The organism is Neorhizobium populisoli (assembly GCF_019430945.1).
In the GTDB taxonomy this organism is placed as follows: Bacteria; Pseudomonadota; Alphaproteobacteria; order Rhizobiales; family Rhizobiaceae; genus Neorhizobium; species Neorhizobium populisoli.
In genome coordinates this window covers 188,147-210,940 of sequence record NZ_JAHYCB010000008.1, presented here as the reverse complement: position 1 = coordinate 210,940, position 22,794 = coordinate 188,147, and the positions used below count along the sequence as shown (strand labels likewise).

Here is a 22,794-nt window from a genome sequence, read left to right as displayed (position 1 = left end):
GGATGCCCATCGCCTTAGAGGGCGTGATCGGCCTTCAGGATGGGCTTCGCGGTCAGCATGGCGCTGCGATAGCCGTCGCCTTTGCGATAGACGAGCAACCCGTCCTTGAAGACCATATTCGTCGCGCTCAGCGCTGCAATATCCTTTGTAGCGTCGCCATCGACGACGACGACATCGGCCAGCTTTCCGGCTTCCAGCGTACCGACGATGTTCGAAACCCGGCAAATGTCCGCAGCCGTGCTGGTCGCCGATTGAATGACCTCGACGGGGCTCATGCCGGCCTTCACCATCAGATCCATTTCATCGGAGAAATCGCCGACCGGATTATAGAGGGTGGTCGCATCCGTGCCAAAAACGATGCGGACGCCGGCCGCGACCGCTTTGCGCAGGCTATCCAGATGCGGGCCGAGCAGTGCGACGGATTTCTGCATCACGAGCGGAGCTTCGCCGCCCGCCGGGCCGCGGTTGATGATGCGTGGATAAACCGAGATCGTTGGGCAAAGCGCGACGTTCTTCTTGAGCATCAGCTCGATTGCCCTGTCATCCAGGAACACCCCGTGCTCGATCGTATCGACACCCGCCTCGACCGCACGAATGATGCCTTCGGTTGCCAGCGCATGTGCAGCAACCGGTTTGCCGAAATCGTGCGCAACATCCACAGCCGCGCGGATTTCCTGCATGCTGAACTGTGCCTCGGTCGGCAGTTCGCCAGGCGTGCCGGCCCCACCGCTCGCCATGACCTTGATGACATCGGCGCCGAGTTTGATCTGCTGGCGAGCGAGCTTGCGTATGGCGTCTTCGCCATCTGCCTCGGCGGAAAGATTGGCCCAGCCATGGCCGCCGGTCATGCAGATTGCACGGCCCGCCACCAGGTAACGCGGCCCAACCGTATAACCTTCGTTGAGCGCCTTTTTAAGCCCGAAAGCCGCACCGCTCTGGGCTCCAAGATCGCGCATTGTGGTGACGCCGGCACGCAAAGCCGACTGGGCATAATTGGCGCCCCAAATGGCCGCAGCACCTTCCGAAAGGCGCAGCATCTGCGGCTCGTGGAAGACGTGCATATGCGTGTCGATAATGCCGGGTACGACCGTCTTGCCGGTGGCATCGATCACTTCGCCATCGAATGCCGAAGTCAGATCCGATACGGCGCCGACCGCAGCGACTTTTCCATCGACGATCTCGACGAAGCCATTCTTGATGACCTCGCTCCCGAAGCCCTTATAAACAGCTCCGCCCCTGAGCAAAATCCGGCTCGACATATCCATCTCCATTAAATCCAGCTAATGGAATTAATATGAGGTCTCGCTGCTTGTCAATCGAAGTCTGGTTCTAAGCACAGGCCCACTCCGCCGCTGCACGTAGGCATTTCCGACGGGCAAACTACCCCAAGGCGCGCGGCTATTCGACGAGCCCGGCGCCGCTATCGATCACCATGCATTGCCCAGTCACGCAATGCGCCTTGTCGGTCAACCAGAAGATCGCTTCGGCGATGTCGGTTGCCTCGGGCATGCTCTTCAAAGGCGCTTTTGCAATGAGCTCGGCCTTGAAGCTGCGATAGGAAGCTTCATCGTGCCAGGCAAGCGCCCATGTCGTATCGACAAATCCGGGACAGACCGCGTTGACGCGGATTGCCGGCGAAAGCGTGCGCGCCAGGCCTCGCGTCATGGTGTTCAAAGCGCCTTTGGAAGCGGCATAGGCCAGCGATGAGCCCGACCCGCTCAGCGCCGAGTCCGACGAGACGTTGACGATCGAGCCAAGACCGGCCTGCCGAAGATGGGGCGCGGCTGCGCGGATCATCTGATAGGTGCCGGCGACATTGACGCGGAAAATCGCATCGAAATCCCCGACATTCGACGCTTCCAGATCCTCTGCCGGGGCCTGTCGGGTGACGCCGGCATTATTGACAAGCGCATCGATCCGCCCGAAACGCGACATCACCATATCCGCGATCGTTCGGCAATCGTCGTCTTCCGCAATGTCTCCACGGATGCTCACCGCATCCACACCGGCCGTGCGGCATTGCTCGACGATCTCGTTTGCCCCCGTTCTGTTGCGACTGTAATTGACGGCGACGTCGTAGCCGTTTGCCGCGAAGGTGATCGCCGTTGCCGCACCGATCCCGGAACCCGCTCCGGTGATGATCACGCTCTTTCTGCTTCCCATCACATTCTCCTAGATTCGCACGCGCTGTTCGCGCTCGTCGAAGAGGCAGACCTTGGAAACATCATAGGACAGGTGAACATGCTGTCCGGGACGGACCGGCAGCCGTTCGTGTGCAAGGACGGAAATCTGCTGCACACCGACGGTGACCATCACTTCGGTGCTGGAGCCCGTTGGCTCGACGAGATGCACCGTTCCGGCAACGCCCCTGTCCGCAAGGGCGATATGCTCCGGGCGGATGCCATAATGAAGCTTTCTGCCATCCTCGATATCCGCAGCCGGCGGCAGCGGAAGTCGGACACCATCAGGCATTCGGAATGCGTTTTCGACAACTTCGCCTTCAAGGATATTCATCGCCGGCGAGCCGATGAATTGTGCGACGAAGCGATTGGCGGGATTATCGTAGAGTTCGAGCGGCGTGCCCACCTGTTCTACCACGCCCGATCGCATCACCACGATACGGTCCGCCATCGTCATCGCCTCCACCTGGTCGTGGGTGACATAGACGGTGGTCGTCTTCAGCCGCTGATGCAGTGCCTTGATCTCGGCGCGCATTTGCACGCGCAGTTTAGCATCGAGGTTCGAAAGCGGCTCGTCGAACAGAAACACTTTCGGATCCCGGACGATGGCGCGCCCCATGGCGACGCGCTGGCGCTGGCCACCGGAGAGCTGCCTCGGGTACCGGGACAGAAGCTCCCGCAACCCCAAAATATCTGCCGCTCGGATGACTTTCTGGTCGATTTCGGCTTTCGAAACCTTCTTCAGCTGCAGCGCGAATTCCATGTTCTCGCGAACAGTCATATGCGGATAAAGCGCGTAGTTCTGAAACACCATGGCGATATCGCGCGATTTGGGGGCGACATCATTTATGACGTTTCCACCGATGGCGATCTGACCGGCGCTGATATCCTCAAGGCCCGCGATCATCCTGAGCAGCGTGGATTTTCCGCATCCGGAGGGGCCGACCAGGACGACGAATTCACCGTCCGGAATATCGACGGAAACATCCTTGATGACATTGGTCTGGGCATAGTTCTTGCTGACGTTGCGGACTTGCACGGAGCTCATGGCGATCCGATCCTCATGGAAAATTACTTGACGGCGCCCTGGGTGATGCCGGCGATGAACTGCTTGGAGAGCACGATGTAGAGAAGGGTGATCGGCAGCGCCGCCAGCGTCAGGCCGGTGAACATGACGCCCCAATCAGTTGTGAACTCGCCGATGAAGACCGTCAGCCCCTGCGGCAGGGTCTTCAGATCGTCTGAAGTGATCAGGATCAGCGGGAAGAAGAAATCGTTCCAGATCGGGACGGCATTCTGGATCGCGACGATGACCATGGCCGGGCGCGCCAACGGCAGCATGATCTTCAGCATGATCAGCAGTTCGTTGGCTCCATCGATGCGGGCGGATTCTTCCAGTTCCCTCGGTAGCGTGCGCAGGAACCCCGTCATGATGAACACGGCCGAAGGCAGGCCCATCGCCACATAAACCAGCACGAGGCCGGCATAAGTGTCGACGAGATGAAGGGTATCAAGCTGAATGAACAGTGGAATGATCGCCAGCTTCAGTGGAATGGTCATTCCGCTGATGAAGAACATCAGCACGGCGCCGCTCCAGCGAAACTCGTAGCGTGCGATCGCATAGGCGGCCATCGTTCCGAAAACCAGGATCAGGACAATGGAAGCGGCCGTCACGCCTAAGGAATTGAGCATGTAACGGACGAAATTCGTCTGATCCCAGACCTTCTGAAGATTGTCGAAGCCGAAGCTTTCCGGAAGCGCGAAAGGCGCCGTGAATATTTCTGCGTTCTTTTTGAACGAGGAAAGCACCATCACCACAAGAGGGTAGAGCATGATCAGCGCGTTCAGGACCAGCAGTGCCTGAATAGAGCCGTTCTTGAACCATTCAGAAGAGTTTTTCATATCGGATCCCGGATGTGGCGGCGAGGCTTAGAGCTGAATTTCGCGGCGGCGCAGAAAGCGCAACCCGACGAACGAAAAGCCGGCAACGAACAGGAACATTAAAACCGCAAGGGCACTTCCCTGCCCGAAGTCCTGAATTCCGCTCGATACGCTGCCGAAAGCCGTGCGGTAGAAATAAAGACCGAGCACATCGGTTGAGCCGCCAGGAGAGCCGGTGAGCCCGGCCATGACGTAAGGGATCTCGAACCAGTTGAAACTGCCGATAAAGGTCAGGATGCAGACGATCGTCACGCTGGGCGCGATCAGCGGCCAGATGATCCGGCGCAGCAGGACATAGTCACCCGCTCCATCGAGACGGGCCGCCTCGATCACCTCTGCAGATATACGCTGCATGCCGGCGAGCAGGACAAGCGTTGGAAATCCGAGCCAGTGCCAGATATTGGCGAAGATGATGCTGCCGAGCGCCGTACTTTCGCTCCCCAGCCAGGCCGGCCCCTGGATATCGATCAATGCCAATGCGCCGTTCACGAGACCGAACATCGGATGCAGGAAGAGCTTCCAGAGAAATCCGACGATGACGGAAGAAAGCACCACCGGAAGGAAGATGATGACCTGATGGATGCGATGCCCCGGGAGACCCTTCAGGAGCGCGAAGGCGATCAGGAAGGCCGTACCGTTTTCAAATACCATGAGCGCGAAAAACACGATCACGTTGTGGCAGAAGGCATTATAGGTCCAGTCGCTGAACGGTTCCTCGAAGAGAACCTTGCGGAAGTTTTCGAGTCCGACGAATTGCGATGGCGACAGGCCATTGAACTCGTAGAACGCAAACCGCAGCGCCGATAGAAGCGGCCAGACGACGAACAGCGTCATCACGACGATGGCGGGCAGAAGCAGAAACAGGATCCACAACGACCGGCGCTGCGGCTGGGAAATCAAGGCGCGGCGCCGGTCGTCATTCATCTTATTTCCCCTGGAAAGGCTTGTACCACTTGGCAAGACCGTTGGTCACGTCGCCGCCGAGCTGTTCCGGCGTTATCGAGCCCGACATCATCTTCGTAATACCGCTCTGCAGCAACTCGGAACCGGTGGGCTTTTCGAAGCGGAAATAGACCACGTTGATATGGGGCATCGCCGTTTCATTCAGCTTGGCGACTTCAGCCAGCAGCGGGTCCTTCACATCGACGCCTTTGATCGGCGAGATGTTGCCGAGCAATGCAGTGAATTTGTCGCCGAATTCCTTGGTGCCCATCCAGTTGACGAGCTTGAGAGCCGCTTCCTTGTTGGGAGATGCGGCATTGACCGCATAACCGCCATCGAAGAATTTCGTGGCTTGCGGGATGTCCCCCACCTTTGCCGCCGGCGGAGCGATGAAATCCATCTTGAGCTTCGGGTTTTGTGCCCGGTAGGTGGAAATGTCGAAGCTGCCGCCGGCAAGCATCGCTGCACGGCCGCTGATGAAGAGTTGGCCTGCCGTGCTGTAGTCGATGCCTTCGAAGCCCGTTGGCATGTAGGCGCGCAGTTCAAGCAACTTGGTCAATGCAGCAATATACCGCGGATCCTTGAAGGTCGCCTTGCCGCTCTTCAGGTCGGACACGAACTCCTGCCCCAGAAGCGGGCCGGTGAAAGTCGCCACGAACATTTCATTGAACCAGCTTGTGCCGAGCCCGTTCGCGAGCGGAATGACGCCCTTGTCTTTCAGAGCCTTCGACACGACAATGAATTCGTCCCAGGTCGTCGGCGCCTTCAGGCCGGCCTTCTCGAAGACGTCCTTGTTGATGAAGAGACCAAGCGTCTGCGACGCGAAGGGCAGTGAATAGACCTGGCTATCGGCGCGGTATGTACCGGACAGCAGCGCGTCGGCAGACATGTTGGCAAGCGACGGCATGTTCGAAGCGTCCTGCTTTACGAAATAGCCGGATTTGACGAACTGCTCCAGCCAACCATAGGCGTGGGTGTGAATGACGTCGCCGCCTTTGCCGCCTGCGAGAGCGGTGGAGGCAATCGTCGGATAGTTCTCGTCCGGGAAGGACTGAAACTTGACGTTGATATCGGGATTCTTCTTGGTGAAGTCGGCGAAAAGCTCGTTATAGGCCGCCTTGTCCTCCTGCCGCCAGGTCCAGAATGAAATGTCGGTTGCATAGGTAAAGGGAGCTGAAAGCCCCCAGGCAATTGTTGCTGCCGTCAGCAGCCCTGCGAATGCTCTCATTTTCATTATGCTCCCCTTTTTCTCGCGCTTGGGCGTCCACAACAGCTAGAAAATCATAGTTCTTGCGTTTTGACTAGATAGTTTGTAAAGCTTCCGAACTATATTTTTCAGACGCAGTTTTGTGTGGAAGGCGCCTCGTTTTATGGTGAAGAACGGCCTGATTGCCGGCATCGATGTCGGGGGAACAAAGACGCATATTATCGTATGCCAAGGCGAGGATGTCGTGGTTGACACTGTCGTTGCGAGCTCCGAATGGCGCATCTGGGACTGGGCAGCGGATGCTGCGGCGCTCGCAGCGCTCGTCCTCGATACAGCCAAAGCCGAGCCGGCAGCCGTCGCTTTTGGCGTTCATGGCTGCAATGCTGGCTGGCACTGTACGCAACTGGCGACTTACATAAGCGCGATCCTGGCCGGCCGGGTCAAGGTCGTCAACGATTCCGAGCTACTTGTTCCGGCGGCCGGTTTCCAGACAGGCGTGGGCGTTGTGTCCGGCACCGGCTCGATCGCCGTTGCACGCGGCCCTGACGACGAGATGCTGGTAGCCGGCGGCTGGGGTTGGATATTGGGCGATGAGGGCAGTGCGGCGGCCCTGGTCCGAGAAGCGGCGCGCGCTGTCCGAAACGCAATCGATCACGGAAAAACCAACGATCCTCTGATCAACGGCCTGATGTCGAAGCTGAATACGACCGACCCGACCAAGATAGGCCGTCTGCTGAACGAAACCCGCGGTGCCGCCGTCTGGGGCGGTTACGCCGATGCGGTTTTCGAGGCAGCGGCGCAAAAATCATCGCTGGCAATCGCCGTCATCGAAGACGGCGCGAAAGCGCTCGCCCGGCTCGTCGGTATCCTGATCGGCCGTGGAGCGGATGCTGGCCATGTCGTCATCGGCGGCGGCGTGGTTGTCGAACAACCAGGCCTTTATCAAGCCTTCGAGCACGCCATGGCCGAGGTTTCGCCCGCAAGCAAAATTACTCTGCTTAGAGCGGCGCCGGTTACCGGAGCGCTCGCGCTGGCGCGACGCCTCCTCGCCTAATCTCACTGAAGACAAGGGATATTCGAATGGAACGTATCGGTTACAGGAATGCCGTCGCTCGGCAGCCGGAAAGCCTGTCGGAAGGGCTTGATGTGGTGTGCAACGCTTTAGCCGAGCTCGACCTGCAGCATTTCCAGGGCCGGACGGTCGGTTTTGCAGGGATCGGCGCGAGCTATCAGGCCGCCATGGTGGGCGCCGCCTATCTGCGGGAGTTGGGCATCGCTTCCTATCCCTATTGCCCAACAGATCTATACGGCGCACTCGACAGCGCAGCCGGTGCTTTCATCGCCCTGTCGGCATCCGGCCAAAGCCGCGAAATATCGGACGTGATGCAGATGCGCCCGAACGCGCCGAAAATCGCCATCTGCAGAGGAAGTGACAATCCACTTGCCGAGCTTGCCGGCGCGGTCGTTCCGAGTGGATCGGGCTCCGACAATGGCGCGAGTTCGACAGGTTATACAGGCATGTTGCTCGCCATCGGACTTCTTTGCGAAAAACTGGCTGATCGACCAGTCTCCGAAGAATGGAAGCGTGTTCCGGAAACCGTCGCGGAAGTCCTGGCTTCCGCCCGGGATGCTGCAAAAACCGCCGCCGAGAAACTCGGCCCCTGCAGCTCGATCGATCTCGTCGGCGCGGGCCCCGGTTTCGCGACGGCCGGCGAAGGGGCAATGCTGATCCGCGAGGCCGTTCGCATCCCTGCCGCCGGATGGGATACGCTGAACTATCTGCACGGACCGATGGAATCCCAGGATAATCGCACCGGCGTCATCGCCTTCGGCAACGGCCGCGAGGTCAAGATCGCCGAGGACATGGCAGGCTTCGGTTGCCCGAGTGTGCTGATCACAAATCGGACGGATGTCGCCTCACGAGACAATCTCGTTGTCATCACCGTACCTCATGTCGCCAATACGGTGGCCGGCGCCATTATCGATATCGTCGCCCTGCAGATGATTGTCGGCGACATGCAGGATGCGGCCGGTTTGACGAACATCACCTTTCGCTACCGGCAGACTGACACGAAACTGAAGCCGTGGTCGCCCACGGAGGTCTGACCTATCCGAAAGATTGTTCTGCCGTCTCTTCTTCCGAAGCGGAGCCGGGCGGCAGAACCAAAGTGGCATCCGGAGTTTCGCCGAGGATATCTGCGAGCGCGTGTTCCGCGGCAAGACGCGTCGCCCCCAGCACCGTGCCGTTCGCACCGAGACCGCTTACGGCAATTTCGGTTGGCCAGGTCAGATCGCGGGCGACGCGGCGCACCTCATCCAGCATCAATGGGTTTTGCCCGACACCGCCGCCCAGAACCACAAGACCAGGGTCGAAAAATCCGATGCAGCCCGCAACCATCCTCCCGATATCGGCCGCATGTCTGGTTACCCAGTGGAGTGCTTCCCGCTCTCCGCTCTGTGCACGGTCGAAAAGCTCGCGAGCGGTCGCAGGCGGCTCACTGACACCGGCGGGCCATCCGGCCACGCACCGTTCCATCAACGCATCGGAGCCGAGATAATGTTCGAGCCGTTCGCGCGCTGGCACATGTTCGCTAGACCAGGGAAACGGCATGCGGCCGGCTTCGCCTGCCGCCCCGTTGAAGCCACGGAAGAGCTTGCCGCCGATCACGATGCCGAGGCCGATACGCACGCCGATCTGCAGAAAAAGGAAGATGTCCCGCCCCTGCGCCGCACCGTCGTGCAGTTCACCGAACGCGGCGCAGTTGACATTGTTTTCGAGGAGGATCGGCGCATCGACCGACCGGCGCAACTGCTGAAGAACGGTCTCGGGGCCTTTGCGGCGGTTGAGCCCGAGGCGATTGCGAGAGACGATGCGCGGAACCGCAACCGCGATGCTGCGCAGGGTTTTGCTGCGTTTGCCGACAGCCAGGATTGCCGCTTTGGCGGCTTCATCGACGGTTGCGGCAACCTCCTCGCTGGTTGCCCGGTGCTGTTTGGCGATCTTGAGTTCGGCGGTGGCGAGCGGCGCCCCATCGAGCCCCTGCGCCACGGCGCGAACCTGCGCCGCGCCAACATCAATGCCGATGACATAACCTGCCTGTGGCCCAAGCGCATAAACCGCCGCCGAACGCCCCATGGCACCCTGCTGCGAGCCGATCGGCGCCACAAGCCCGAGGGCGCCCAGTTCCTGCATGACCGCCGTCATCGTCGGCTTGGAAAGATTGAGCATCGCGCCGAGCCGCGGCCTGGTTATCGGGCCATGGGAGGCGACAATCCGCAGAACGGAGCGGGAGCTTTCGGTGAGCGCGGGATTGGTAGCGGCCGGCATTGCTTCTCTTTCATCCGGCCTTCGCCGGTTGCTCGCGACGCACGGTTCAGTTCGCGTGGCAGGGAATTTCAAACATCGTCCGCCCTGCGGTGTCAATAAAGGTAATCATTATGTCCCAAGCACCCGCCAAGTCTGCGTCAAACAACATGCTCACAGCCAAACTTGAGCGAACGCCGCTTGAACGCGTGGAGACCATCGCGGCGGATCATTTCGGCTTCGCCGGGCGTGCCACGGTTCTATCGAGCGAGCGAGACGAAACTTTTCTGGTGGAGACGTCCGATGGCCGGCGGGCCGTGCTAAAGATCGCCAACTCCGCCGAGCGTGAAGACGTTTTACAATTCCAGACAGATGCGCTCCGTCACCTTGAAGAGAAGCGGCTTCCGCTTCCCCTGCCGAAGGCGATTCCGGAATCCGACGGCCGTTTTCTCATCGGACTGGGTTTCGCAGGCCAGCAGCGCTTGGTCAGGATGCTCACCTTTCTGGATGGCGTGCAGCTCCACAAGGTTGCGCGCTCACGATCACAGATGCAGGCCCTGGGTGCTGGCCTAGCCGTTCTCGGTCAAGGCCTGGCTGACTTCAAAGCCGGCGTGCCGTCTCAAGGCCTGCTTTGGGATATCTACAATGCCGGCGCCCTTCGACCGCAGGCAATCTGCGTGGACCCCGGTCATAGAGATCTTGTTCTGGCCGCGCTGGACGGTTTCGACCAGCTGACATCATACGGTATGGGCGAGTTACGCCGTCAGGTCATTCACAACGATTTCAATCCGCATAATATCCTTGTCGCGGCGAACGACCCTTCGGCTATCAGCGGCGTGATCGATTTCGGCGATCTCGTCGAGGCGCCACTCATCAACGATCTGGCGGTCGCGCTGTCCTATCAGGCGGGCAACGACCGAGGGATGGAAATGATGAGCGCGATGCTGCACGCCTATCATGCGGTGCGCCCGCTTTTACGGAACGAAATCGACGCCCTACCCTGTCTGCTCAGGACACGGCTGGCGATGACGGTGATCATTCCGGAATGGCGTGCCGGCCTCTATCCAGAAAATCGCGACTACATCCTTCGCAACCATCCGCTCGCACTTGCCGGGCTTACCCGTCTTGCAAATCATAGCGACGGAGAAATCGCCGCGTTCTTCCGGCAGAACCTTGGAGACTTCGCATGACCATGGCCAACGCATTCGGCAGCAGCGATTTCGAGCGGCTGAGCGCCGCCGAACAATCGATGATAACCCGGCGCGAGAAGGTTTTGGGGCCTGCCTACCGCCTTTTCTACGAGCGGCCGCTGCATTTCGTGCGCGGGGAAGGCGTCTGGCTCTATGACGCCGAGGGAAATGCCTATCTCGACACCTATAACAATGTTCCATCGGTGGGGCACAGCAACCTGGCCGTACTGGAAGCAGCCACGCGACAGGCCGCCACGCTGAATACGCATACGCGTTATCTCCACGAAAATGTCTTGGCCTTTGCCGAGGCCCTGACCTCAACCTGCCCGGATGAACTCAGCCAGGTCATGTTCACCTGCACCGGCAGCGAGGCCAACGATCTCGCAGTCCGGATCGCCCGCAATTACACCGGCGGCAGCGGCATTATCGTCACGGCCCATGCCTATCATGGCGTCACCAGCGCAGTGGCGGAATTTTCGCCTTCACTCGGGCCGAATGTCGATCTCGGCGCCCATGTCCGCACGGTCCCCGCTCCCGATCCCTCGCTTCCGCCTGAGGGGATGGCCGGAACGTTTGCCGAGGGCGTCGAGGCGGCGATCGCCGACCTCAAACGACATGGCATCAAGCCGGCCATGCTGATCCTCGATACGATCTTTTCAAGCGACGGCGTTATTCCTGGCCAACCCGGCTTCCTCAAGGCAGCCGTCGACGCGATACGTCAGGCGGGCGGCATCTTCGTCGCCGACGAAGTACAACCCGGGTTCGGACGGACGGGAGAAGGCATGTGGGGTTTTCAGAGGCATGGGCTGGTGCCCGATCTCGTTACCATCGGCAAGCCCATGGGCAATGGCTATCCCGTCGCGGGGCTCATCGCGAGGCCGGAAGTGATTGCCGATTTTGGCAAGAACGCCCGATATTTCAACACGTTCGGCGGCAACCCCGTGGCCGCGGCAACGGGCATGGCGGTACTCCGCTTCATCAAGGAACAGAATCTGATCACCCATAGCCGCGATGTCGGCGAGTATTTCCTCGATGAACTTGCAAGCCTCAGCAGCCGCTTTCCGCAGCTTGCAGCCATTCGTGGCGCGGGGCTTTTCATCGGCGCCGATATCGAGGACGCCGGACGGCCCTCTGCCTCACTTGCAGCACGCATCGTCAACGGCCTGAGAGAGCGCCGGGTCCTCATCAGCGCCAGCGGCCCTCACGCCAACGTCCTGAAAGTCCGCCCGCCGCTCGTCTTCACCCGCGGCCATGTTGATCATTTCATGAAGGCCTTAAAGAAAACGATGATGACATGTTTGGAGGATTAAATTGACACGCGATTAAAGGCGGTTTCTACACTTAGCTTCGAATAGTGACGGCTGGGGAGCATAAAACTGCTCCTAGCGTGAAACACCTATTAGCAGAACCGGGGCCACCCACTCGGCGGAGCCTTGAGCCTAGCTTTCTGACCGAGGCCAAAATCCCGTGTCGAGGGCGAACCACCAGCTCGCTGTAAAGCAGGCCGATAGTTTATGCGATGCGAGTCAGCTATAGAAAGAGTAGGCCTCGCCTTGAAAGGAATCGAACCCACGACCAGCTGGCCAAACTCCTTAAGCACCTGAAAATACAAACTTTTCGTAGACCTGCCTTCCAACAAACAACGATCGTGCTGATGCGGATCTTGTTGAAGCCCTCGATACCTGACGCTACCTTCTTTTCGCTCCGGTCATCAGGTCAGAGTCGGTGCCTTTGACTGCTGGAGGCGGATCACAGACGACGTGAAGCCGCGAACGCTGTGGGTTCGCCACTGTGAGCCATGCGGAGCCGCCTCTTGAAAAGCCGACACGCAACCGATATATATTGAGCATAGTCGAGAGCGCTGATCCGTCGGTGCGTTGAACGATTGTTTCACTCGGCTTACCGAATTGGAGCGGACCGCATGCGGTCCGCTTTTTCGTTTCAGGGGGATTCGTTGCATCTACTATATCTCGACGAGTCTGGCCACTCGCATGATCCAAGCTCCGACTTCTTTGTCCTTGCAGGCTTTAGCATATTCGAGCGCCAAACGCATTGGCTGGAAGCCCAGATAGATCCTGTAGCGGCGCGCTTTAGCTTAAGCAATCCTCGAGAAATTGAGTTCCACGGAAACCCAATGCGCTCGGGCAACGGTACCTGGAAAGGTGTGCCTCCCAACGACAGAGTTCAAGCCGTCGTCGATATCTTGTCGCTACTGGCCGACAAGCAGTTGCAGTTGAAGGTCTACGCCTGCGTCATCGAAAAAAAGCTCTTTTCTCCGAACGATATTCTGGCTCGCAGCTTCGAGGAGGTGGCTTCGTGTTTTGATGGCTATCTGAAGACGCTTTATAAGAAAAAGAACCCCCAGCGCGGCTTGGTCATCCTCGACAAAAGCAATTATGAGGAGAAAATCCAAACTCTCTCTCATGTGTTCAAGCACGTGGGGCATGCCAGCGGCCAACTTCGCAACTTTGCCGAAGTCCCGCTTTTTCTGGATTCAAAGGCATCGCGCCTGATTCAGATGGCGGATTTGATCGCCTACTGGATTTTCCGTCACTTTCAGTCAGGCGACCAGCGTGGCTACGATCTCATAAGGCCTTACTTTGGCCGGTATGGCATCGGGCCAGTCTCAGGCCTGCGCTGCCATGTCTCGCCGGAGACAGAGGCGCGCCTCGCTTCGCTTCCAGTTCCAGCTCACCCTTTTCCGAAAGCAACGCCGAAAGCTATTGCCGCTGTATCCGAAGTTTCCACGCCTGAGAAGTGAAGCGATTTTGGGGGTGTATGCGCTCCGCTCGACACGCTCGGTTTTAAGCATTTTTCAGTGAAAATTCCTGCTTTTCACCTTCAGCGTATCGATATGAAGATCGGGGACGAAGAGGTCTCTCGGGACGACCGGCTTCGTCCTGTCGCGTGAATCCGGCCCGCTGCCTCCATGGGCAAACTCGTCGCCGCGCCCGGTTGGCAGCTTGAAGTCTGTATCCCGATCAGCGAGCCCAACGAAGTCCTCTGACAGGTCGAAGAGCTGCTGGGCAACCAGATGCACGACCTCCCCTTCCCGCTGAATCCGGCCCTTGATCGCCATCATTGAGGATCTCAGCACGATGCGTCGTCGCTTTTCGAACAGGGTTGGCCAGACAACGATATTGGCCGGACCGGTTTCGTCCTCGATGGTGATAAACATCACGCCCTTGGCCGAACCCGGCTTTTGCCCCACGAGGACAAGGCCCGCCGTATAAACCCAGCGCCCATCACGGGCATTCATCGCCTCTGCACAGGACATGATATTGCGTGCCGGAAGGTCCTTGCGCAGAAAGGCGACCGGATGCTGACGCAGGGTTAGCCGTCTCCGAACCTCACCCCCGAAGCCTATGATGAAGGTGACATTGCGGCCGAAGCGCGCTCTACGCATGAACCCCATGTTGCGCTAAAGGGATTGCCCGATGCCTAGCGAGGCCAGGTTCGCTCGACGTCGCCGAGTGGCCGGAATCCCTCTCGCGGCGACGAGCGTATTTTTGTTCGCACTTAAGTAGCGGTACAGCGTATGTTAGATCTGCCGTTGCAACCTTGAAACGGTTGAGGCTATGAATGCTTACCAGCTTCTGGAGGTATTTTGTATGCAGGTTGAGATCCGTTCGGAAAACCCCGGGAGCGCCATTTCAGGTGGAAGAGGCTTCCACAAGAGTGTTTCGACTCTGGTGCGTTGATGCGACGTATCCCGCGCCTCTCTGAAACCGCAGATGGCCAAAATTGGGTAGGCCAATTTGCCGACGGACCGGATAAGTTCGCAGCCGTTGAACTGCTGGATTCCTTGCTGCTTCTTGACGGGGAGCAAGTCGCCGATTCCCAGCGCGCAGGTATTGAGCAACTATTCGCGCGCCAATATAGTGGGTTTTCGCTGCGCCGAAGGCCAATTGCGCTCTACGCCGAACGAGAGTTTGCTGAAAGTGCGATTTTCTCGTCATCTAAGACTGCGGACAAAAAAGGCAGACTTCGGTTACGAGCTGATGGGCCTAAATCTGTCAAAGCAATTAGTCCGCGCCGCGGCTCTGCGCGCGTCGGCAGCGAGGGGCCGACAGCGTTCGTTATTTCACAGATGGTCGAGCGGAACGGCCGCCGTTACCTTAATCATCCAGGCCCAAAATCTATTCGAAATCGCAACGTGAGCGTCATCGCCATCGTGACCGACCTGATTGGATCGGGCACTCGTGTTACCACATTGCTTGATAAATTCTGGCGGGTCCCAACAATCCGTGCCTGGTGGTCCCTGAATTGGGTCAAGTTCGCAGTTGTCAGCTCGGCGGCTACAAAACCCGGGCTTGAGAAAGTGCGAAATCACCGGACTCGGCCGGAAGTTATTGCAGAGTACACTGTGCCAACGCTTGAAGATTTCGAAGCCGGCCCTGCCAAACGTTGGCGAGAATTGATCCAGAACTATGGGCCTCCGACCGGCCGTGGCGCGGATGCTGGCGGATTCGCAGGGACAAGTGCCCTGATCGCTTTCACGTACCGTATTCCAAACAACACCCCAGCTATTATACATCAAAGTGGTGGCGGATGGCGGGCGCTTTATACTGGGCCGGTACCCCGATCCGCAAAGGCCGCCTTCCTCCCGCTGTCGGAGGAAGAAAATCTCGAAAACTCCGTCGAGGCTGCTGGTCTTGAGTTGATATCGCCACAAAGCGTGGAAGAGACTAAATTACTTCTCGTTCTATCGGCGATACGCGGACGAGCTTCGCGCGATTCGCGCCTCGAACTATCGGAGCGCGCTTACCTTAGCGCAGCAGATGTCGACGCTGCCCTTCAACTCGCAAGTTCACTTGACCTTCTCTCACCGAACTACCGATTGACAGACAAAGGTCACTCATTCTTGGAGTCCTCCCTAAAAAAAGAACAGCCCGGAAAAGAGGTTCCCACTAACCAAGAACCGTATTATCCATGGTCTCTGAGAGAACCAAGGGTGCTCGCATCTAGTGTTCGCCGCTCTTCGGAGCGGCCAAGATGATGTGTGTATGCGCATCGTCGTGGGTGGCCGGGTTTCCGGTCGCCGTTGAAAGAGCTGATGATTGTAGTCTGTTGCCTGTCGATCCCAGTCGCAAGCGACATCACTCGGTCACCGGCTCGTTTGGAACCGACAGGCATCACCCCGTCCGGGGCGGAAGGTAGATGCGGCACCCTTGGGACTCTCAGAATTTCCGTGTTGGAGCGAGGAACGCCGGCCGACCAGACCAGGTCATCGATCGTGCGATAGCGGCAGCAAGGCGAATCAAAAAGAAAAATCGCGACCTGCCGGTTATATTTTCGATGTCGCACTTAGCACATCTAACCGACGTTAACGCTGAAACGATGCTTTCATTCGTGGAACGGACCCACGACCATTATCGAATTTTCCGGGTGAAGAAGCGAGCTACACCGGGAACCACAGCCCCTACCAGAAGATATAGAACCATTTGCGTGCCTTCCCCTGCTCTGAAAAGGGTTCAGCGGTGGATTGCGCAAAACATTTTGAACATTATCGACCCACATGAAGCGAGCCATGCATTCGCTCCAGAAAGTGATTTGGTAGAAGCTGCAAATAAACATTTGGGATGCAGCTGGCTTGTGAAACTCGATATTGTCAATTTTTTCGAAACTATTGGGGAACGACACGTCTATTACGTTTTCCGCTCGCTTGGTTATACGGCGCTACTGTCCTTCCAGCTCGCCCGGATCTGCACGCGAACTTTACGGCTAACTCCCAATGGTCGAGCAGGAAACGATGGGCGCCTACCACATGAAAAATACATCCCCGGCCACTTGCCGCAGGGAGCGCCATCAAGCCCTATGCTTGCGAACCTGGTCGCCCGCCACCTTGATGAAGAACTTACAGCTTTGGCCTCAAGCCGCGGCTGGACATACACACGGTACGCGGATGACCTCACCTTCTCGGTGCATGGGAAAAGCTCACGAGGGAAGGCTGCTGAAATAATGGCGGTCGCCACACAGGCCCTCGCGAGGCAAGGTTTTGCCAGCAATAAACTGAAGTCGAAAGTCGTCCCGCCTGGAGCTCGAAAGCTGGTCCTCGGAATCGTAGTCGATACCGAGCATACGAAGCTGTCCAGAAAATTCCGCAATAACCTCGAGACGCATCTTTACGCCCTCACCAGCGACAAGATCGGCGTCAAGCTTCACATGGCAAACCGAGGTTTTGACTCGATCGTAGGCATGCGAAAGCATGTTGCCGGTCTACTAGCATTCGCTCATCACGTCGACGAAAAATACACGGCCCGACTCTATCAACAATTCAATAGTATCAATTGGCTAACGTAGATGGAGCAATTCAATCTGTCTTGATCGGATTAGACAGATTGAAGTTCATGCTGGTCGTGCTATGTTCTTGCTTTGTTCTATAAGCGCAGGACGTAGATTAGTGATATGAACAGCACTGGCCAAGTTCGAAAAATAATCCACGTCGATATGGATGCCTTTTACGCATCGGTAGAGCAACGCGACAATCCTGATCTTCGTGGAAAACCGATCGCTGTCGGAGGCCCGGGCGCCCGAGGTGTGTTGACGACCGCCAGCTACGAGGCGCGCGTTTTCGGTATCCATTCGGCAATGCCATCGGTAACCGCTGCCCGTAAATGCCCTGATCTGATTTTCGTTAAACCGCGCTTTGAAGTCTACCGAGAAGTCTCCCGACAAATTCGCGAAATTTTCGAAGAATACACGTCGCGGGTCGAACCCTTATCACTCGATGAGGCCTATCTTGATGTAACGGAAAATCTGAAGGAGATGCCGATCGCGACGGAAATTGCATCGGCCATCCGAGCCAGGATTAAAGCGGTCACCGGTCTAAACGCGTCGGCAGGAATTTCCTATAATAAGTTCCTTGCGAAGATGGCGTCCGATCTCAACAAGCCAAACGGGCAGGCTGTCATTACCCCGAAGAGCGGACCGGCGTTCGTAGAGGGACTTGCAGTCAAAAAATTTCATGGCGTCGGTCCAGCTACTGCTGAGAAAATGCACAGGCTTGGTATCGAAACTGGGGCGGACTTGAAAACGAAATCGCTGCAATTCCTGTCGCAGCACTTCGGGAAGTCGGGCAGCTTTTTCTACGGTATCGCCCGGGGCATCGACGAACGGCAGGTCCGCTCGGATCGGGTGCGGAAATCAGTCGGCGCGGAAGACACGTTCATCCAGGATATCGACAATATTGAGCTCGCCAGAGACGAGCTGAAGCCGCTTGCCGACAAGGTTTGGGACTATTGCGAGTCATCGGGTATTACCGCCAAAACCGTGACTGTGAGGGTGAAGTATTCGGATTTCACTCAAGCGACGAGAAGCAAGACAAACGCCCTACCGTTTGCGGATGGTCGTGACGTTCTCCGGATTGCGACCGATCTATTGGCGACCGTCTATCCTTTCAAACTGTCCGTGCGGTTGCTGGGCGTCACTCTGTCGACGCTGACGAGGGCGACCGGTGATGAATCCGCCGGGGAGCGATCGCAACTCGGCTTCGATTTATAGCGTCTGGCCGACGTGTCGGTACCAGACGGGTCGGAAGCCTCATTGCCTGCCTCATCATTAAGTCAGGACACTATACTCACGCCTAGCAAAGTCACGTCAGAAAGCCGGCCGCTTGGCGGAGTGCCGCCGGGAGGCTGTGGCATTCTGCGGCACGAGCACCGAGTAAATCAACCACCGCAGCGTGATGTCTCTCCGGAACGAACATCCTTGCGCCAGCCAAGCTGTTGAAGATCAAATCCCCAACTTGCTTCGCACCTAAGGCTGCGACCACTCGCTCCGAGCAAAAGATATCTGCGGTCGCGAGAACCTGCATAACAGCGAACCGATCGGCCGCAATTCGCAGCGCCTTGCGCTCGTCTATCACAACCGTATGCCCCGATACAGCTCCGACCGCGAGGGTTGCCGCCTCGCCGTCATCCAGCGTATCGGCGGCGCTGCCGCTAATCAGACTCGCGAAGATATCTTCGGCCTGCTCATCGAGCTCGACAAACTCGAGCAATTTTTCATCGACGAGTGCTGCGGCAAGTTGTGCATCATTTCTTCCACTGAAGCGATCAGCGAGGAGTTCGTCGCGGACAACAGTTGAGGCGCGTAGCTTCACACCGAATGCCCGCACGACGTCGCCCGCTCGTCCGGTTGCGTTGAGATTAATGATCACACTTGTGTCGACCACGAGATGAGCTGAGACACTACCGGAGAATAGAGGTTGCCGCATTGCCCCCGCTTTCCTCGGTATCAATATCGCTGAGGATGTCGCGCACTTTGACACGATCCAGATGTAGCATCCGGGCGATTTGGCCCTCGCTCAGCAGACCGCGCTTTGCTGCTTGGTAGGCCATAAGCCCGGTCTTGAGCGGGACCGGCAGAGCGGCTTCGTTCTTCATGCGATCGCTCTGTGCAGCGTCGCCTAGAACCTGCCTCACATGATCATCCGTTATGTTACCATTAGCCTGAAACCAGTCCCAGGTACCGCGTTTGGTCAGTTGCAGCTCCTCCATCCGCCGTACCATAGCCTCTCGGGAAACATGGAAGAAGTGGGCAAGAACTATGACATGGCGTCGCGTCAGGCTCGATGCACCAGCCGTGACTTCTTCGAACTTCTGGCGAACCGCCTGGGCTGGGGTGAGGAACCCGCGCGCGAACGCGTTCGCATATTTCTCTTCACGAGAGCTCTCGAGCTCATCGATTTCATTGACCTCCGGCTGAGTCCGCGTCGCAACGAGATGCCCTAGTTCATGGGCTGCGGTTTGCGTGCGCCGATCAAGCGGATGGCTTGAATTCAAGAGAATGCATGCACCTACAGTTTCTTCAAACGCAAAGAGCCCCGAAATTTTTGCCGGGAGGCGACGCACGTATAGACGCACGCCCATCTGCAGCTCTAAGACCGAGCCAATATCAGAAACTGGAGCAAGACCAAGTCCTAGCCAATGTCGAAGCTCGAGGGCATGCTGCTCAGCCTGCTGGCGAACATCGCCGGCGAGAATCGCGCGCTCCGGGGGCAGGTTACGGACGTGAGGGATGCCAAGAAGCGTTTCCAGTTCTACATCGGCACGAACAAGATCTGCCATAAGCTCCGCAGCCTTCGAAACGAATGCTTCTTCGTGGTCCGCGAGCTTGCGGAATTTTGGGGTGAGCTCCACATGCACCGCTTCTTTGCGCAAGATCGCATTGGCGCTGGTGCCATATAGGCGGGCAAGCTGCTGGAGCTCACCAATCTTGACCCGACGCGCACCTTTTTCCATAGCAACCAGTGTGGTGCGCGCCACGCCAATCAAAGCTGCTGCATCCGCTTGCGTCTTCGAGGCGGTCTCGCGGGCAATGCGGAGCCTCTCCCCCAGTTGCTCCGAATTAAGCTGTTCATGACGTTCATTCATAGCGGTCACGCCAGCCATTGGGCGACGAATGATTTTGGCCCGAGATCCTTCATGAATGCCTTCCATTCTCTTTCATGCTGTTCGAGCAAGCCAAAGAGACGCTCCTCGGCTTCGCCCGTCGATATTTGCAGATGCTCTGCAAGCTGCCAGGCGCTTCGCTTGACGCGCGGCTGATGCAGGGGGGAAGAGCGCATTTCTGCTAGATGATCAAGATGCAATGCTCCGGCAATGCCGTAGCGTTGCATCGCTCGCGTCACTTTGGTGAATCCGCCGACGGCGCCATCAGCAAATTCACTGACCCCGAGGTCTTCCCAGATATAGTTTTCCTTCGGCTCACTGACACCGGCAGAATGAAAGCTCAGCCTGCGCAACATGCAGGCTGCACAAACTCCACAATGCCGCCGTTCGCCATCAAACGAGGAATTACGGCTCTGCTGCCAACACGATCGGGTCTTGTTCCACTCATCCGGATTGCTCTCGATCTCAGCAAAGGCAGCAAGCGTTTGTCCTTTCGTCTTCCACAGCTGCGGAAGCCGGAAGCAGACAGGATAACGGAATATCGCCTGGACGACTTCCTCCATTTTGCGAAGGAACCGCGGGTGGTTGCGATAGTCTTCATAGCCGTGGCTCGTCGGGACAAGAGCCGGACCCAAAGCACCCTGCCCGCTTTCGGGCATTGCTACGTCATGCGTTCCAACAAGATATGCTGCGATCGCACTTAGCAGGGTAAATTTGAACCCGCGGCTCCTGACGGAAGACTCTTTGATTCCGCCGACATGCCGCATCTTGACGGAGAAGGGAATATTCAAGAACGGAACCTTCTTCCGATCACGGAGCGGGCGGTCATCGGCCTTCGAGCCGACCCGGACACGTATCAATCTATCAGTCCGCCCCCTCGCCCCAAGGATGGCCGATACGGCTCGCGAATCGAGCCCATCACTGAAGGGCGTTATCGTCCGGCCAGGATCCCCCCATTCAAGCAAGCTTTGCCGCCCGAAATCATGTTCCACGTCTGCCGATGCACCGGTGAACGTTATGTTCCAATCGTCACCAGTCAAGAATTTCAACGCACCAACGATCGTGCTAGCAACGTCCGGCTTCTGCCAGTGAGCCAGATCATGCACCGGTAAGACAAGCTCAAAGCGCCGCGCCCAACGAAGGCCCGACCGCTTGAGCGCCTTGTCACAGTATTCAACAGCGGCGATCAGAAGCATGGCGTCGTAAACACGGCTATCCCAGTTCTTCGTCCGATAATCATCCAGATCCTCGGTCTTGAAAACGATGGCCTTGCCGATTTCAGCCGAGTGCCACTCCCCGCCGGCCTCACGCCCTGGCTCGATCACGGCAACCCGTATTGCGGGAACATCGAGTGGTATCGCGGTCAAAACGGCACACCTTGATCGACACCATCATGGACAGTCGGGGTTCGAGCGACGCTGACAGAGCGATCGCCCAAGATAGATTTCGCCATGCGGTCAAAAGTGCCGCTATTCGTCATATGCACGATCGTCTCGTTCATCCGTCGGCGCATCTGCTGACATGCCCCAGGTCCAGCCTTCACGAGATAGTGCTCCTCCATCGCCCGGCCTCCAGCTGCAAGGCGTTCAGCCAAAGCACAAGCCAATCCTTTTTCGAAAGCGACAAGCCCGCTGTATCCTTCTCGTAGTGCCATTTGAGCCCCCTCGACAGCGTTGGCAGCCAACGTGTCGACTGCCGGGTCCACGCGCAAACGATCGAGCTGATCATGCACCGTAGATGCAAGGCTTAGAAGGTCTTGCCCGTCGACAATGGCCAGAATCGATTTGATTGTGGGAGCCACTTCGATGGCGACATCGCGCAACAGCGCAGATTCGGCCGCCTCGCCGATCTGATTTACGCTAAAGGCGGGCTTATAAGCCCAAGCAGCAACACGTTGGTATCCGTGGCGCAGGGGCAAGCTTTTATGCGGACCGTCGCTCATTCGAATCTCCTAATGTCAGGTATATTGATTTTTTTAGCCTGACATGTCAACTATAACCTTAAAGGGCGAGGCGCCACAACGGGAGGGAAGGTTATGGACCGATATAAGTGCTTTGAAGAATTGCTGGCTTCGGAAGATCAGCACGCTTTCAGCGTCGTCGCAGTAAACCGGCATTCGTCTATATGTGTTGTCGCTCCACACGGCGGAAAAATCGAACCTGGGACATCCGAACTCGCCAGAGCCGTGGCCGGCGAGCTCTTTAGCCTCTATCTGTTTGAAGGGAGAAAATCGGCTGGAAACCGCGACCTCCACATTACCTCTACCAACTTCAACGAGCCTTCAGGGCTTTCGCTTGTTGGCGGGAGCGACGTCGCGATCGCCATGCATGGCTGTCAGGGGAGTGACGAGGTTATCTATCTCGGCGGGAGACACCGTGCCCTCATCGATAAACTGGCGAAAAGTTTCAAACGTAGAGGTTTCGCTATCGACGTTCACCGGGATCCAATGCTCCAAGGAAGCGATCGTCGCAATTTATGCAACCGCGGCAGGTCTGGGATGGGGATACAGTTCGAACTCACGCGGGCTCTTCGTGATCGGCTGACGAGCGCACTCGGGGAACAGACCGGTCCGACGCTCTCTGACTTCGTTGATGCAATCCGTGAGGCAGTTAGTGAAATCGAGAAGTAGCCAACG

Annotated in this window: 20 protein-coding genes and 1 pseudogene; 9 read left to right on the top strand and 12 right to left on the bottom strand. The window is 57.6% G+C overall.

Annotated elements, in window-relative coordinates; all coding sequences use genetic code 11:
- Window positions 1-14: 14 nt before the first annotated feature.
- From KX729_RS23130 to KX729_RS23105, 6 genes are all read right to left on the bottom strand, one after another.
- Window positions 15-1,259: a metal-dependent hydrolase family protein gene (locus tag KX729_RS23130; protein ID WP_219744845.1), complete on the bottom strand. Its 1,245-nt coding sequence runs from the start codon at window positions 1,257-1,259 to the stop codon at window positions 15-17.
- 139 nt (window positions 1,260-1,398) lie between these two features.
- The gene (locus KX729_RS23125) at window positions 1,399-2,163 is read right to left on the bottom strand and encodes an SDR family NAD(P)-dependent oxidoreductase (protein ID WP_219744844.1); all 765 of its coding nucleotides are present in this window, start codon (window positions 2,161-2,163) and stop codon (window positions 1,399-1,401) included.
- A 9-nt stretch (window positions 2,164-2,172) separates the two neighbouring features.
- Entirely contained in the window at window positions 2,173-3,228 is a 1,056-nt protein-coding gene (locus KX729_RS23120) for an ABC transporter ATP-binding protein (RefSeq protein ID WP_219744843.1), read from the bottom strand.
- Window positions 3,229-3,251: 23 nt separating this feature from the next.
- The gene (locus KX729_RS23115; protein ID WP_219744842.1) at window positions 3,252-4,082 is read right to left on the bottom strand and encodes a carbohydrate ABC transporter permease; all 831 of its coding nucleotides are present in this window, start codon (window positions 4,080-4,082) and stop codon (window positions 3,252-3,254) included.
- Window positions 4,083-4,109: 27 nt separating this feature from the next.
- Entirely contained in the window at window positions 4,110-5,045 is a 936-nt protein-coding gene (locus KX729_RS23110) for a carbohydrate ABC transporter permease (protein WP_219744841.1), read from the bottom strand.
- Window position 5,046: 1 nt separating this feature from the next.
- The gene (locus KX729_RS23105; RefSeq protein ID WP_219744840.1) at window positions 5,047-6,297 is read right to left on the bottom strand and encodes an extracellular solute-binding protein; all 1,251 of its coding nucleotides are present in this window, start codon (window positions 6,295-6,297) and stop codon (window positions 5,047-5,049) included.
- A gap of 136 nt (window positions 6,298-6,433) precedes the next feature.
- On the opposite strand from KX729_RS23105, the gene KX729_RS23100 reads away from it, so the two are divergent.
- Window positions 6,434-7,324, top strand: coding sequence for a BadF/BadG/BcrA/BcrD ATPase family protein (locus KX729_RS23100; RefSeq protein WP_219744839.1), 891 nt, complete (start codon window positions 6,434-6,436; stop codon window positions 7,322-7,324).
- A 26-nt stretch (window positions 7,325-7,350) separates the two neighbouring features.
- Window positions 7,351-8,376, top strand: a complete 1,026-nt coding sequence (locus KX729_RS23095; protein WP_219744838.1) for an SIS domain-containing protein — start codon at window positions 7,351-7,353, stop codon at window positions 8,374-8,376.
- 1 nt (window position 8,377) lies between these two features.
- Here the strand turns inward: KX729_RS23095 and KX729_RS23090 are convergent, their stop codons facing one another.
- A complete protein-coding gene (locus KX729_RS23090) occupies window positions 8,378-9,598 on the bottom strand; it encodes an ROK family transcriptional regulator (RefSeq protein ID WP_219744837.1) in 1,221 nt (406 codons plus the stop codon).
- Window positions 9,599-9,708: 110 nt separating this feature from the next.
- Here KX729_RS23090 and KX729_RS23085 point away from each other — a divergent pair, with 110 nt between their 5' ends.
- The 3 genes from KX729_RS23085 (at window position 9,709) to KX729_RS23075 (ending at window position 13,525) form a co-directional block, all read left to right on the top strand.
- Window positions 9,709-10,764 (top strand): phosphotransferase, encoded by a 1,056-nt coding sequence (locus tag KX729_RS23085; protein ID WP_219744836.1) that lies wholly within the window; start codon window positions 9,709-9,711, stop codon window positions 10,762-10,764.
- Window positions 10,761-12,074 carry an aspartate aminotransferase family protein gene (locus KX729_RS23080; protein ID WP_219744835.1) on the top strand — a complete coding sequence of 438 codons (1,314 nt, stop codon included), beginning with the start codon at window positions 10,761-10,763 and terminating at the stop codon, window positions 12,072-12,074. Before KX729_RS23085 ends, KX729_RS23080 begins: the two co-directional genes overlap by 4 nt.
- Before the next feature lie 611 nt (window positions 12,075-12,685).
- Entirely contained in the window at window positions 12,686-13,525 is an 840-nt protein-coding gene (locus KX729_RS23075; RefSeq protein WP_219744834.1) for a DUF3800 domain-containing protein, read from the top strand.
- A 54-nt stretch (window positions 13,526-13,579) separates the two neighbouring features.
- Here KX729_RS23075 and KX729_RS23070 read toward each other — a convergent pair.
- Window positions 13,580-14,101 (bottom strand): annotated as a pseudogene (locus KX729_RS23070) (OB-fold nucleic acid binding domain-containing protein); the annotation flags it as partial.
- A gap of 363 nt (window positions 14,102-14,464) precedes the next feature.
- Here KX729_RS23070 and KX729_RS23065 point away from each other — a divergent pair.
- The 3 genes from KX729_RS23065 to dinB all read left to right on the top strand — a co-directional run bounded on the left by KX729_RS23065 (window position 14,465) and on the right by dinB (window position 18,267).
- Window positions 14,465-15,763 (top strand): phosphoribosyltransferase-like protein, encoded by a 1,299-nt coding sequence (locus tag KX729_RS23065; RefSeq protein WP_219744833.1) that lies wholly within the window; start codon window positions 14,465-14,467, stop codon window positions 15,761-15,763.
- A gap of 161 nt (window positions 15,764-15,924) precedes the next feature.
- Window positions 15,925-17,067 (top strand): reverse transcriptase family protein, encoded by a 1,143-nt coding sequence (locus KX729_RS23060; RefSeq protein ID WP_312991761.1) that lies wholly within the window; start codon window positions 15,925-15,927, stop codon window positions 17,065-17,067.
- A gap of 105 nt (window positions 17,068-17,172) precedes the next feature.
- Entirely contained in the window at window positions 17,173-18,267 is a 1,095-nt protein-coding gene (dinB, locus tag KX729_RS23055; RefSeq protein WP_219744831.1) for a DNA polymerase IV, read from the top strand.
- Window positions 18,268-18,358: 91 nt separating this feature from the next.
- Here dinB and KX729_RS23050 read toward each other — a convergent pair whose 3' ends face one another.
- Genes KX729_RS23050 through KX729_RS23035 form a run of 4 tightly spaced genes read right to left on the bottom strand, consistent with a single transcriptional unit; the run spans window position 18,359 to window position 22,101 of the window.
- Window positions 18,359-18,982 carry a PIN domain-containing protein gene (locus KX729_RS23050; protein ID WP_219744830.1) on the bottom strand — a complete coding sequence of 208 codons (624 nt, stop codon included), beginning with the start codon at window positions 18,980-18,982 and terminating at the stop codon, window positions 18,359-18,361.
- A complete protein-coding gene (locus KX729_RS23045) occupies window positions 18,957-20,159 on the bottom strand; it encodes an ImmA/IrrE family metallo-endopeptidase (RefSeq protein WP_376776050.1) in 1,203 nt (400 codons plus the stop codon). The genes KX729_RS23050 and KX729_RS23045 overlap by 26 nt, the downstream gene beginning before the upstream one ends.
- On the bottom strand, window positions 20,147-21,526 hold the full coding sequence (locus tag KX729_RS23040; protein WP_219744829.1) for a 7-cyano-7-deazaguanine synthase: 1,380 nt from the start codon (window positions 21,524-21,526) through the stop codon (window positions 20,147-20,149). The genes KX729_RS23045 and KX729_RS23040 overlap by 13 nt, the downstream gene beginning before the upstream one ends.
- The gene (locus tag KX729_RS23035; protein ID WP_219744828.1) at window positions 21,523-22,101 is read right to left on the bottom strand and encodes a hypothetical protein; all 579 of its coding nucleotides are present in this window, start codon (window positions 22,099-22,101) and stop codon (window positions 21,523-21,525) included. Before KX729_RS23035 ends, KX729_RS23040 begins: the two co-directional genes overlap by 4 nt.
- A gap of 93 nt (window positions 22,102-22,194) precedes the next feature.
- On the opposite strand from KX729_RS23035, the gene KX729_RS23030 reads away from it, so the two are divergent.
- Complete coding sequence (locus KX729_RS23030; RefSeq protein WP_219744827.1) at window positions 22,195-22,788, top strand: poly-gamma-glutamate hydrolase family protein; 594 nt, start codon at window positions 22,195-22,197, stop codon at window positions 22,786-22,788.
- The last annotated feature ends 6 nt before the right edge of the window (window positions 22,789-22,794 follow it).